The organism is Melioribacteraceae bacterium (assembly GCA_035362835.1).
Taxonomy (GTDB): domain Bacteria; phylum Bacteroidota; class Ignavibacteria; order Ignavibacteriales; family Melioribacteraceae; genus DSXH01.
Genome location: DAOSDY010000002.1, coordinates 567,466 through 579,340 on the forward strand (window position 1 = coordinate 567,466; position 11,875 = coordinate 579,340).

The 11,875-nt window shown below is 41.9% G+C and carries 13 protein-coding genes; 7 read left to right on the plus strand and 6 right to left on the minus strand.

All coding sequences use genetic code 11. The features are described from left to right. The first annotated feature begins 20 nt into the window (after positions 1-20). The 7 genes from PLZ15_09695 to PLZ15_09725 all read left to right on the plus strand — a co-directional run bounded on the left by PLZ15_09695 (position 21) and on the right by PLZ15_09725 (position 7,856). On the plus strand, positions 21-254 hold the full coding sequence (locus PLZ15_09695; GenBank protein HOI30015.1) for an acyl carrier protein: 234 nt from the start codon (positions 21-23) through the stop codon (positions 252-254). A gap of 91 nt (positions 255-345) precedes the next feature. Next, positions 346-1,590 carry a beta-ketoacyl-ACP synthase II gene (gene fabF / locus PLZ15_09700; GenBank protein ID HOI30016.1) on the plus strand — a complete coding sequence of 415 codons (1,245 nt, stop codon included), beginning with the start codon at positions 346-348 and terminating at the stop codon, positions 1,588-1,590. A 2-nt stretch (positions 1,591-1,592) separates the two neighbouring features. Beyond that, positions 1,593-2,378 carry a ribonuclease III gene (gene rnc, locus PLZ15_09705; GenBank protein ID HOI30017.1) on the plus strand — a complete coding sequence of 262 codons (786 nt, stop codon included), beginning with the start codon at positions 1,593-1,595 and terminating at the stop codon, positions 2,376-2,378. Between the two features lie 88 nt (positions 2,379-2,466). Further along, positions 2,467-5,340: an aminomethyl-transferring glycine dehydrogenase gene (gcvP, locus tag PLZ15_09710; GenBank protein HOI30018.1), complete on the plus strand. Its 2,874-nt coding sequence runs from the start codon at positions 2,467-2,469 to the stop codon at positions 5,338-5,340. Positions 5,341-5,354: 14 nt separating this feature from the next. Next, complete coding sequence (locus tag PLZ15_09715) at positions 5,355-5,786, plus strand: CoA-binding protein (protein HOI30019.1); 432 nt, start codon at positions 5,355-5,357, stop codon at positions 5,784-5,786. Between the two features lie 17 nt (positions 5,787-5,803). Beyond that, positions 5,804-7,150 carry a POTRA domain-containing protein gene (locus PLZ15_09720; GenBank protein ID HOI30020.1) on the plus strand — a complete coding sequence of 449 codons (1,347 nt, stop codon included), beginning with the start codon at positions 5,804-5,806 and terminating at the stop codon, positions 7,148-7,150. Beyond that, entirely contained in the window at positions 7,128-7,856 is a 729-nt protein-coding gene (locus PLZ15_09725) for an RsmE family RNA methyltransferase (protein ID HOI30021.1), read from the plus strand. The genes PLZ15_09720 and PLZ15_09725 overlap by 23 nt, the downstream gene beginning before the upstream one ends. Here the strand turns inward: PLZ15_09725 and PLZ15_09730 are convergent, their stop codons facing one another. The 6 genes from PLZ15_09730 to PLZ15_09755 all read right to left on the minus strand — a co-directional run bounded on the left by PLZ15_09730 (position 7,857) and on the right by PLZ15_09755 (position 11,825). Next, a complete protein-coding gene (locus PLZ15_09730) occupies positions 7,857-8,678 on the minus strand; it encodes a purine-nucleoside phosphorylase (GenBank protein ID HOI30022.1) in 822 nt (273 codons plus the stop codon). It lies immediately after the preceding gene. Further along, positions 8,678-10,030 (minus strand): nucleoside transporter C-terminal domain-containing protein, encoded by a 1,353-nt coding sequence (locus PLZ15_09735; protein ID HOI30023.1) that lies wholly within the window; start codon positions 10,028-10,030, stop codon positions 8,678-8,680. Before PLZ15_09735 ends, PLZ15_09730 begins: the two co-directional genes overlap by 1 nt. A 14-nt stretch (positions 10,031-10,044) precedes the next feature. Beyond that, complete coding sequence (locus PLZ15_09740; protein ID HOI30024.1) at positions 10,045-10,617, minus strand: thymidine kinase; 573 nt, start codon at positions 10,615-10,617, stop codon at positions 10,045-10,047. Next, positions 10,614-11,015 (minus strand): cytidine deaminase, encoded by a 402-nt coding sequence (gene cdd, locus PLZ15_09745; protein HOI30025.1) that lies wholly within the window; start codon positions 11,013-11,015, stop codon positions 10,614-10,616. Before cdd ends, PLZ15_09740 begins: the two co-directional genes overlap by 4 nt. Positions 11,016-11,128: 113 nt before the next feature. Continuing rightward, complete coding sequence (locus tag PLZ15_09750; protein ID HOI30026.1) at positions 11,129-11,320, minus strand: hypothetical protein; 192 nt, start codon at positions 11,318-11,320, stop codon at positions 11,129-11,131. Positions 11,321-11,378: 58 nt separating this feature from the next. After that, positions 11,379-11,825: a hydrogenase gene (locus tag PLZ15_09755; protein ID HOI30027.1), complete on the minus strand. Its 447-nt coding sequence runs from the start codon at positions 11,823-11,825 to the stop codon at positions 11,379-11,381. Positions 11,826-11,875: the final 50 nt, after the last annotated feature.

Genomic DNA, 11,875 nt, shown 5'->3' on the forward strand with positions numbered 1-11,875 from the left:
CAACATTAAAGGAGCATTAAATGGACGTTGAAGCAAAAGTAAAAGAAATCATTATGGATAAACTCGGTGTAGAAGAATCTCAAATTACACCTGAAGCTTCATTTACAAACGACCTCGGCGCAGATTCTCTCGATATCGTTGAACTTGTTATGGGTTTCGAATCTGCTTTCAATATCTCTATACCTGATGAAGATGCTGAAAAAATCTCCACTGTCGGAGATGCTACAAAATACCTTAAAGAAAAATTAGGTTAATATTTATTGGGACAGTTTTACAAGCAGGAAGACTAAACAGCTTTTAGGACTGTCTCTTTTTCTTTATTCATAAACACTCTTTGGAGATATAATGAGCAATAGGAGAGTTGTAATTACAGGAATGGGTGCAGTTACTCCAATCGGAAACAATACCCGTGAATACTGGGAAGGATTGATTAGCGGCAGAAACGGAGCGAATATGATAACACGGTTCGATGCTTCCGCTTTCCCTACCAGGTTTGCCTGTGAAGTTAAAAATTTCGATCCATTGACATACATCGATAAAAAAGAAGTCAAAAGGATGGATCCTTATACTCATTATGCTCTTGCTACCGCTGCAATGGCTCTCGAAGATTCCAAACTTGATCTTTCCAAAATCGATAATGAAAGAGCCGGCGTTGTATTCGGAAGCGGAATTGGTGGAATCTTAACACTCACCGATGTTCATTCGGCCTATCTCGAAGGAGGGCCCAGAAGAGTAACTCCCTTTTTTGTCCCGATGATGATTCCCGATATTGCAGCGGGACAAATTTCAATTAAGTATGGTCTCAAAGGACCGAACTATGCAACTGTCTCTGCATGCGCTACTTCTTCTCATGCTATAGCGGATGCTTTTATGCTTATTCAAAGAGGTTCTGCGGATATTATTTTCAGCGGCGGTTCGGAATATTCTCTTATTCCTCTTTCCGTAGCCGGGTTCTGTGCTGCCAGAGCAATTTCTAACTGGAACGACAGATATCTTGAAGCTTCACGCCCATTCGATAAAGACAGGAACGGTTTTGTTATGGGCGACGGAGGCGGTACTCTCGTTCTGGAGGAACTAGAGCATGCTCTTAAACGCGGCGCTCATATCTACGCTGAAATCATAGGTATCGGATTATCGGCCGATGCTTTCCATGTTACAGCCCCGCCGCCCGGCGGCGAAGGAGCCTACCGTTCTATGCGCGAAGCCCTTAAAGACGGCGGTATTCAACCGGAACAGGTTGATTATATTAACGCTCACGGTACTTCGACTGAATTAAACGACCTGAATGAAACGAAAGCTATCAAAACTCTTTTCGGTGAACATGCTTATAAACTTGCAATAAGTTCAACCAAATCGATGACCGGACATTTGCTTGGAGCTGCCGGAGCTATTGAAGCAATTGCGACCGCACTTGCAATACAGAATTCAATTATTCCTCCTACAATAAACCTGGATAATCCAGATCCCGAATGCGATCTTAATTATACTCCAAAGGTTGCTGCAAAACGGGAAATTAATTACGCTATTAGTAATACATTCGGCTTTGGCGGCCATAATGCCAGCTTGCTGTTTAAGAAGTTTACAGGTTAAGATTGTTAAAAAGTTTTTTTGAAAATCTTAAAAAGATTTTCAATCGAAGAATCATTAGTAATACAATTCCTGCTGAGATTCTTTCAAAAATAGAATCCCTTCAGGAAAAACTCGGTTTTAATATCGAAGACCGGGCATACTTTGTTAAAGCTATTACTCACAGATCCTACCTCGAAATTAATCCCGGCCTTGAAAAATCCAATGAACGGCTTGAGTTCCTCGGTGACGCGGTTTTGAATATGATTGTTGGCGCTTACCTCTTTGAAAATTATGTTGAAGAAGAGGAAGGTTTTTTAACCAAAGCACGTTCATCACTCGTAAATCGGGAACGTCTCTATATGACGGCTGAAAATCTCGGTCTGAAGAATTACCTTATGTATAATCACCGTTATATTGGCGACTCTTTCGAAGGATTGAAAACAATTCTGGCCGATTCACTTGAAGCCATTATCGGAGCTATCTATATCGATAAAGGATTGCAGGAAGCTGAAAAGTTTGTACTTAATAACATCGTTTATCCTTATGAGGAAGACGAAAGCTTCCTGGTAGATAAAAACTTTAAAGGACAGCTCCTTGAATTTACACATTCAAAAAAAATGGATCCCCCAAGGTATGTTGTGACAAAAATGGAAGGCCCTGAGCATAAAAGAGAATTTACTATTGAAGTTCACATAGGGGATTTACTTTATGGTACAGGAATGGGAAGGAGTAAAAAATCCGCTGAGCAGGAGGCATCCCGGCAGGCCATTTCATCTCTTAGATCAAAAAATAAAAATATTTCATCCTGAAAATCACATCCCGAATTCTCTCCTTTTATTTATATTTGAAGACGAAAATAACTCTTTAATTGAATAACCTTACTATAGTGAGATTAAAATGAATAATTTCGAATTCTTCGACAAATTCGTTGACCGCCATATCGGTCCCGATGAAAATGAGATTAAAAAGATGCTTGATGTTATTGGCGTTTCTTCCCTGGATGAATTGATAGAGAAGACTGTCCCAAAATCGATTAAATTGAAAGATGAGCTGAAACTTGATGAACCGATGACCGAATTTGAATTTCTCAATCATCTGAGAGACGTAGCATCAAAGAACAAAATTTTCAAAAACTACATCGGTATGGGTTACTATCCTACTATAACACCCGGTGTGGTTAGAAGAAATATTCTCGAAAATCCCGGATGGTATACTCAATACACTCCGTACCAGGCAGAAATTTCGCAGGGAAGGCTCGAAGCACTTCTCAATTTTCAGACTATGATTATTGATCTGACCGGTTTACCGATAGCAAACGCGTCTCTTCTGGATGAAGCAACCGCTGCCGCTGAGGCGATGGGTATGCTTTATTCTGTTAGAAAAACCAATAAGAAAAATTCTAATGTCTTCTTTGTAAGTGACGAAGTTTTTCCGCAGACCGTTGATGTGCTTAAAACCCGTTCGGCTCCTCTTGGCATTGAATTAAGAATAGGTAATCTTAAAAATCTTGAACTGACCGATGACCTGTTCGGAATATTTGTACAGTACCCAACAGGTGATGGCGAGATATATGATTACAGAAAACTTTTTGAAGAAGCTTCTTCTAAAGGAATCTATAAAGCTGTAGCCGCAGATCTGTTAAGTCTTGCTCTTCTTACTCCTCCCGGCGAATTCGGTGCCGATATTGCAGTCGGTTCCGCTCAGCGATTCGGTGTCCCGATGGGATACGGCGGACCTCATGCGGCATTCTTTGCTACCAAGGATGAATTCAAACGCCAGATTCCGGGAAGAATTATCGGTGTCTCCGTTGATAGCCAGGGTAAAAGAGCTCTTAGAATGGCTCTTCAGACACGTGAACAGCATATTAAAAGAGAACACGCAACCAGTAATATCTGCACCGCTCAGGTTCTTCTGGCTATTATGGCTGGTATGTACGCAACATATCACGGTCCTAAAGGTATTAAAGCAATTGCCGGCAGGATAAACAACCTTGCCTCTCTGCTTTCTGATAATCTGAATCAGCTTGGAATTAAACAGTTAAATAAAAATTATTTTGATACTCTGAAAGTGGTTATGAGTAGTTCCGGAGAAGCGGGTCGCGTTAATAAATCGGCTCTCGAAAAAAGAATTAACCTGAGAATTATTGACGATAAGACTTTTGGAATCTCGATAGCGGAACCAGATACAATTAACGATGTTATGGCCCTTACCGGAATATTTGCATCAGCAGTAAACCGCAAGATTCCGGATATTAATTCTAATCTTAACGCCGATAGCATCCCGGCGGAATTGAAACGGAAGTCGGATTTTTTGACTCATCCTGTTTTCAATTCATATTACGCAGAAACGGAAATGCTCAGATATATTAAAGGACTTGAGAAGAAGGATCTTTCGCTTACGCAATCTATGATTCCGCTCGGTTCCTGTACTATGAAGCTTAACGCCTCAACAGAAATGTTTCCCGTTACCTGGAGCAAATTTGGAGAGATTCATCCGTTCGCTCCTTCCGATCAGACCGCAGGCTATAAAGAACTGATAACAAAACTTGAAAACGATCTGGCACTTATGACCGGATTTAAATCCGTCTCGATGCAGCCCAATTCCGGCGCTCAGGGTGAATATACCGGTCTGATGGTTATAAGAGCATACCATCATAGCCGTGGTGATTTTCACCGCGATGTAGTGCTGATCCCTGCTTCTGCACACGGTACAAATCCTGCCAGCGCTGTAATGGCAGGCGGTAAAGTTGTTGTTGTAAAGTGTGATGAGAAAGGGAATATCGATCTAGCCGACCTCCGCGCAAAAGCCGAACAGTATAAGGATTCACTCTCTTCGCTTATGGTTACATATCCTTCAACTCACGGAGTTTTTGAGGAGGAGATAATCGAAATCTGCAAAATCATACATGATTGCGGTGGTCAGGTTTATATGGATGGCGCTAATCTAAACGCTCAGCTCGGTTTAACAAGCCCCGGTTCTATCGGCGCGGATGTATGCCATCTCAATCTTCACAAAACATTTACTATTCCGCACGGCGGGGGCGGACCCGGTATGGGACCGATTGCAGTAGCCGATCATCTAACGCCGTTTTTACCCGGCCACCCGGTTGTTAAGACCGGAGGCGATAAGGCGATTAACGCTGTTTCGGCTGCGCCTTGGGGCAGTGCGAGCATCCTGGTTATTCCTTATGCATATATTAAAATGATGGGCGGTAAAGGATTAACGTTTGCTACTAAGGTTGCAATACTTAATGCCAATTATATAAAAGCAAAACTTAATGGTTATTACCCAACTCTCTACACAGGGGCAAACGGTTTTGTTGCTCATGAATTGATTTTTGATACGCGCAATTTTAAACAGTCTGCAAACATTGAAGTTGAGGATATCGCTAAGAGACTTATGGATTATGGTTTTCATGCTCCAACAGTTTCTTTCCCGGTACCTGGTACTCTAATGGTTGAGCCGACTGAAAGCGAATCGTTATACGAACTTAACCGTTTCTGCGACGCTATGATTGCCATCAGAAAAGAGATTGAGAATGTTGAAAAAGGGAACTGGGATAAAGCCGATAATCCTCTTAAGAATTCTCCCCATACTGCAGAGGTTGTAATTGCAAATGAATGGAATCATAAATATACCCGTGAAGAAGCTGCTTTCCCTGCAAACTATGTAAGGGAAAATAAATTCTGGCCCGGCGTAGGACGCGTTAATAATGCTTACGGCGACCGTAATCTTGTCTGCAGCTGTTTACCGGTAAGTGATTACGAATAAATGACATGTGAGTGATGAATACGGATAATAAAGTAAATATATGCCGGCTCTTAAAAGATTCTAAAACAATTGCGGTTGTAGGAATCTCGAGGGAAAAGTGGAAGACGAGCAGAAAGATTGCCTCGTTCCTTGCTGATCATAACTATGATGTTGTCGGAGTAAATCCCTCGTTCGGTGATGGAGATGCGGACGGAATAAAAGTATACAAATCTATTTCAGATATTCCGCATCAAGTGGATATAATTAATGTGTTTAGGCGCTCCGAAGATATTCCCGCTCTAATTGAAGAAGTGCTTGAGAAAAATCCTAAAGCCCTCTGGCTTCAGCAGGGTATTAGAAACGATAATGCAGTTAAGCCTGTTATTGAAAAGGGGATTATTACAATTCAGGATGAATGCATTTTTGTTGAATACAATAACTGTAAATCATTTTCATCGAAGAGTTAATCAGAAAGCCGGTTGCAATGAAATTCTTTAAAAAGGAATACTTCATAACTGCAGCCGGCATTTTTATTTTTCTTCAATCCATTCTTACTGCTGCTCCCGATTCACTCTATGTTGATAACGAATATTTTATTGTCGATTCAATTAAGATCTCCGGCAACGATATAACCGAGGAATATATAATCCTCCGTGAATTAACATTTAAATCGAGCGATGTGGTCTCAACCTCTGATCTGCGCTATAACAGGGAGCGGATATTCAGTCTCCGGCTTTTCACGCGGGTTGATCTTAAAACTGAAGCGTCGTCCGATCAGGATAAAAAAAATGTAATTATCGACCTGGCAGAAAGCTGGTATATCTATCCTATTCCGTTTATAAGGCGCAATAATGAGGCTTCAGGCAAATACTCCTTCGGTGTCAATCTTTCATTCAAGAATTTCAGGGGGCGGAACGAGCACCTCCGTTCCGTAATTAGTCTCGGTTACGATCCCTACTTTGCACTTTTATATCAAAATCCTGCATTCGATTTTAAGAATAATCTCGGAATCAGTTTCGGATTATCATTTCTTAAACTCAGCAATAAAAGTGAATATGCTAAAACAATTTACGGCGGTGATTTCGAATATAAATTCTATTCTATAGGCTTTTCACTCGGTAAGAGAATTGATCAGTTCAACGAATTATATGGCACTGCAGGTTTCGATTATATTGAGGGACCGGAAGAATCGAAAGGGAGGATTACGGCATCGGGCAGGCCGATAGATCGAGTACTCTCTCTTAAAGTCAATTATGATTATGATTCGAGGGACCTGAAGCAATTCTCCCAGAATGGAATTTTTTCTTCCGTATCACTAAAACATAACGGGTTCGGAATAAACAGCATAAGCTACAATGTATTCGAGTTTGATTTCAGGGAATACAGGAGCATTATTAGCGATCTTTCGGCAAGGTGGAGATTCGCATTCCGTCATACCTTCGGAGGATTTATTCCTTACTATGATTATTCCTACTTCGGTTACGGAGAATATGTACGTGGCTACAGTAATGATAATCATGAAGGGAATAATTCAATTATTGCATCTGTGGAAATGAGCTATCCTTTAATCAAAGAATTTGATTTCAGTATTAAAATCCCGTTAATTCCGCAACAGTTAACATCTGCCAGAATCGGCATTTATCTCTCTGCATTTGCCGATGCGGGTCAGGTTTTTAATAATAATCATCGGTTCAGATTTTCTGATTTTTATCCGGGTTACGGTTTCGGATTAACTATTTTAGTGCTACCTTACAATGCGCTTAGGTTAGAGTATGCATTCAATAAATACGGCATAGGAGAAATATTAATTGGCACCGGATTTTCTTTCTAATACAGATCTCTATTACTCACCCGATCCAGTAATTGAGAATAAAATATCCATTACGGGTGAAGAAGTTCATCACATAAAAGATGTTATGAGGCACAGGGAAGGCGATCCGCTTGCTGTTACTGATGGAAAAGGAAATATATTCAAGAGCCGGATCGAATCAATTTCCAAGAACAGTATTCAATGCTCTATTAGTGAAGTGTTGCATTACGGCAATCCGCTGGAAAAAATATTCTTCTGTATCCCGAGGTTAAGGACTCAGGACCGTTTTGAATTTGCCCTGGAGAAATGTGTTGAGCTTGGCATAACAAATTTCATAATCTTCGATTCGATCAGGACCGTTGCCAAAGGTCCGAAGATCGACAGATGGCAGAAAGTTCTAATGGCTGCTATGAAACAATCTTTAAGGTCATACTTACCGACTGTACAACATCTCAGATCAGTTTCCGAAATCGCAGGTTTACCCGGTAAACGGATTATTTTCGAGCAGACAGCCGGCTTAAAACTCGACAAATTCCTTTCAACTTCCGGTCCCTCATTCGGTGATGAAAATTTCTACTTTGTTTTCGGTCCGGAAGGTGGCTTTGCGGATGAAGAAATATTTATGACGAAAAAATGTTACTTCGTTAAGCTGACAGGGAACAGGTTAAGGACTGAAACCGCGGTTATATCGGCGGCTGGAATGGTTGCTACAATCTTAGGTAACTAATCAGATCAGTTCGATTATTTTTTTTACAAGCCGCTCGAAATCGATTTTTACATGTTCGGCTGTTTCCATCACTTCCGAATGGGATAATTTCTGCGAGGAGAGCCCGGCAGCAAAATTTGTTATACAGGAGATTGCCCCGACTTTAAGACCCAAATAAGAAGCATATACGGCTTCGTGGAATGTGGACATCCCGACGGCATCGCCGCCGAACTTCTGCATCATTTTTATTTCCGCTTTAGTTTCGTAGCTGGGGCCTTTAGTAAACCAGTAAACACCTTCTCTTAATAAGATTTTTTCCTTCAGCGCGGCAATTTTTATTTTATCATTAATCTCTCCGGAAGGGAAATCAATAAACCCGTTCCGCCTGTCAATTGTTGTAAGTCCTAATACTTCCGTTAATTCTTTTTTAATTGCGGTTCCGTTGAATGAGGAGATAAGCATCAGGTCGCCCGGCTTGAAATTGGTGTTTATTCCGCCGGCAGCATTTGTAAGAATTATTTTTTTGCAGTTCAGCTTAGCGGCAAGATGAACAGGTATAATACACTCGGATAGTTTATATCCTTCATAGAAATGAATTCTTCCCTGAACTATCAGAAGTTTTTTACCGGCATATTCAGAGAAGTGAAGATAGCCCTGGTGTCCTTCAACTGTCGATTTGGGATAACCGGGCAATGATGCGGTGGAGAATGATTTGACTGTCTTAACTTTCTCTGCAAAGTCGCCTAATCCGCTGCCGAGTACAATACAGATTTCCGGTTCAAACGGAATTTCCGCTTTCATCGATTCAATTATCGGCCGGTATTTCTCGTTCAGATTCACCATTAAAACAAAATACCCGCCAGAGTTGCAGTTAGAAGCGTCGATATTGTTCCTCCGATAACAGCACGGATTCCAAGCTTTGCCAGGTCGGTTCTTCTGTCGGGCGCCAGCGGGGATATTCCGCCGATCTGAATAGCTATCGAACTGAAGTTTGCAAATCCGCACAAAGCGTATGTAGCCATTAATATTGCTTTTTCATCCATCAGGGACTTCATCTCAACGAGTTTACTCATATCGAGATAAGCTACAAATTCATTGAGAACCACCTTGGTGCCGATGAGGCTTCCGAAGTGATAGGCGCTCTCCCACGGAACACCGATTCCGTAAGCAAGGAACTGAAGCACCGAACCGAATAAAAGCTGCAGTGAAAGCTTATTTCCGAACTGTTGAGTAAGATATCTGTTGAATCCGAATAGATCGCCGACCCATCCGAGGAAATAATTTATGAGTGCTATAAGAGCAATAAACGCAATCAGCATTGCTGCTACGTTTAAAGCGAGTGTTAAACCTTCGCTTGCGCCTACGGCTGCAGCTTCAATTACATTCGATGCGTTCTTTTCGACAGATACTTTTACGGTCCCTTTTGTCTCAGGTTCGCCGGTCTCCGGAAACATTATTTTAGAAACAAGCAGGGCGGCAGGTGCTGCCATAACGCTCGCGCCGAGAAGATGCGTAGCGAACAGGAGCTGCGCTTCCTGAATCGGAATGTTGTTCGCCTGTGCGAATGCGGTTCCGAGTATTTGAATGTATGCCGCCATTACTCCGCCGGCTATAGTAGCCATTCCGCCGACCATAATTGTAAGAAGCTCGCTCTGCGTCATCCCTTTCAAATACGGTTTTATCATCAATGGGGCTTCGGTCTGTCCGACAAATATATTTGCGGTACAGGACAATGATTCAGCGCCGCTCGTTCCCATTACTCTTGCCATGAACCACGCCATCCCCTGAACTATTTTCTGCATAACTCCCAAATAGTAGAGGAGAGACATCAGACTCGCAAAAAAGATTATTGTAGGCAATACCTGGAACGCGAAGAAGACACCTATACTTCCCTCGTTGCCGGGTCCGAGTCCGAGGCTACCGAAAACGAATCTCGCTCCTTCGGAAGTGAAGTTCAATATCAATACAAAGAATGAACTTACGAAACGGAAAAATTCTTTAATCCATCCGAGCGGACCGAAAAAACTTCCGAGCTGATCGCCTTTTATGATGAATATGGCAAGGACAATCTGAATTGCCAGACCGCTTAGAACCAGCCGCCAGTTGATCTTCTTTTTATTGTTCGATATAAGGAAAGCAATTCCTAAAAGAATAGCTATACCTAGAATGCCGCGTAACAATGAAGTGAAATCCATTTATCACCAGTTTTTTATTCGGGAATGTAATGACATTTTCTGCAGCGGGCTTCGTAGCTGTCGGCCGCTCCAACAAGAACTCTTTCCGATGAAACGACCTTACGCTGTGTTTTATCGGCGGGATTTCCGCAATTGACGCAGATTGCAAGTGTTTTGGTTATATACTCGGCAATTGCAAGAAGCTGCGGCATCGGTTCGAATGGAATGCCGCGGTAATCCTGATCGAGCCCGGCTACAATTACTCTTTTACCTTCGTTGGCCAGTTTATTGCAGACTTCGATAAGATCGGCATTGAAGAACTGCGCTTCGTCTATACCTACCACCTGGGCATTATCAACGTAATCCAGTATCTCCTTTGCGTTCTCAACCAGAATTGAAGGCATCGATTGTTCACTGTGAGAAACGATATCGCCCACCGAGTAGCGTATATCAATTTTCGGTTTGAAAATTTTAACGTTCTGTTTGGCGATCTTGGCTCTTCTCAATCTGCGTATCAGTTCCTCGGTCTTGCCGCTGAACATACATCCGGCAACTACTTCAATCCAGCCGGTCTCCTTGGGTGTTGCGTGTGCCTGGAATTCCATCATTTCTTTAAAAACTCCTCACTGAATGAAAAGGGGATCAGCTCTTTCAGCTTAACTACTTTGGTTTCATTTTTACTGTTAATAAAGATAACATCGAGATCGGTTCCGCAAAGATCTGCAAGAACCTGCCGGCAGGCTCCGCATGGAGGAAGGAAATCTTCCGTATCGCCTGTTAGGGCAATCGCTTTGAATTTCCTGTGCCCGTCAAGTATTGCCGCAAATGCGGCTGTCCTTTCTGCGCATATGGTTAAACTGTAGGATGAAGTCTCGATATTGGCGCCCTGATATATTTTGCCGCTCTCGGTTAATAATGCGGCTCCTACATGAAAGTTTGAATATGTCGGAAGGGCTTTGGATTTGGCTTCGACCGCTTTTTGGATTAGCTCTTTAATGTCGTACATGCAATCTCTGTTTTAGTCTTTGCAAAGATAGGGGATTATGGAATTAAAAAAAATATAGATTCATAATGGAAAAAATAAAAGTACCTACTGATATCTGAACTTGAATGATCCCTTCACTTAAAAAATGAGAGGAGAGGTTTTACCGCCGCAAGGATCCAGATTATAAGATACCAGTACCAGTCGAGACTTAGAACAGGCGCCCACAATTTTGCGAGGAGAAGAGTAGCTGCAAATACAGCAATTTTTAAAAGAGCTATATCCAGCATTCCCATCTGAAACACTTCACTTCTTTTTAAGAAATTCATGTTATTACTCCCGATGAGTAAAATTATTCCTCAAAATATTCTGCTCACGAATCAAACACTATTTAAGGGTTAATTTATTTCTTAATCCCAAAAGTATCAGAACAGAGACCGCGACAATTGATACTGAGAGGGAGATCAATCCGAATTTGATAAGTATCTCCTGGAATGGAGTTCCGGTCATATCCGCGCCTGCAATCGGCATCATTTCGCTTCCCGCGCCCCATACTGCGGCCAGAAGAGTAGTACCCCAGTTTACGAATGTACCGTAAAGCGCGAGCACAAATCCCCATCTGAGTGTTTTATCGGATAGATTAAGCTTCGGCCAGATTAGTCCGAACAGAACCAGAAGCATTCCGTTCATCGTTCCTTCAAGATGACTCGATAATCCCATCCTCGGATTCTGAAGTGCGGGTATTAGAAAACCCGTTAGTAATCCGAAGAGAAAGAGGAGTATACCGTAGAAAATTAATTTATGAGATGACTGCGATTTATATTCTGCTTCCATTTTATCCTTTCGGAAATTGATATTGAATTATTCTGAGCCTATTATTCCCA

Excerpts from the sequence above, each read along its gene's own strand:
- fabF (HOI30016.1), top strand. The coding sequence starts at position 346 with ATGAGCAATAGGAGAGTTGTAATTACAGGAATGGGTGCAGTTACTCCA.
- PLZ15_09715 (HOI30019.1), top strand. The coding sequence starts at position 5,355 with ATGAATACGGATAATAAAGTAAATATATGCCGGCTCTTAAAAGATTCT.
- PLZ15_09740 (HOI30024.1), bottom strand. The coding sequence starts at position 10,617 with ATGATGGAATTCCAGGCACACGCAACACCCAAGGAGACCGGCTGGATT.
- gcvP (HOI30018.1), top strand. The coding sequence starts at position 2,467 with ATGAATAATTTCGAATTCTTCGACAAATTCGTTGACCGCCATATCGGT.
- cdd (HOI30025.1), bottom strand. The coding sequence starts at position 11,015 with ATGTACGACATTAAAGAGCTAATCCAAAAAGCGGTCGAAGCCAAATCC.
- PLZ15_09735 (HOI30023.1), bottom strand. The coding sequence starts at position 10,030 with ATGGATTTCACTTCATTGTTACGCGGCATTCTAGGTATAGCTATTCTT.
- PLZ15_09755 (HOI30027.1), bottom strand. The coding sequence starts at position 11,825 with ATGGAAGCAGAATATAAATCGCAGTCATCTCATAAATTAATTTTCTAC.
- PLZ15_09695 (HOI30015.1), top strand. The coding sequence starts at position 21 with ATGGACGTTGAAGCAAAAGTAAAAGAAATCATTATGGATAAACTCGGT.
- PLZ15_09730 (HOI30022.1), bottom strand. The coding sequence starts at position 8,678 with ATGGTGAATCTGAACGAGAAATACCGGCCGATAATTGAATCGATGAAA.
- PLZ15_09750 (HOI30026.1), bottom strand. The coding sequence starts at position 11,320 with ATGAATTTCTTAAAAAGAAGTGAAGTGTTTCAGATGGGAATGCTGGAT.
- PLZ15_09720 (HOI30020.1), top strand. The coding sequence starts at position 5,804 with ATGAAATTCTTTAAAAAGGAATACTTCATAACTGCAGCCGGCATTTTT.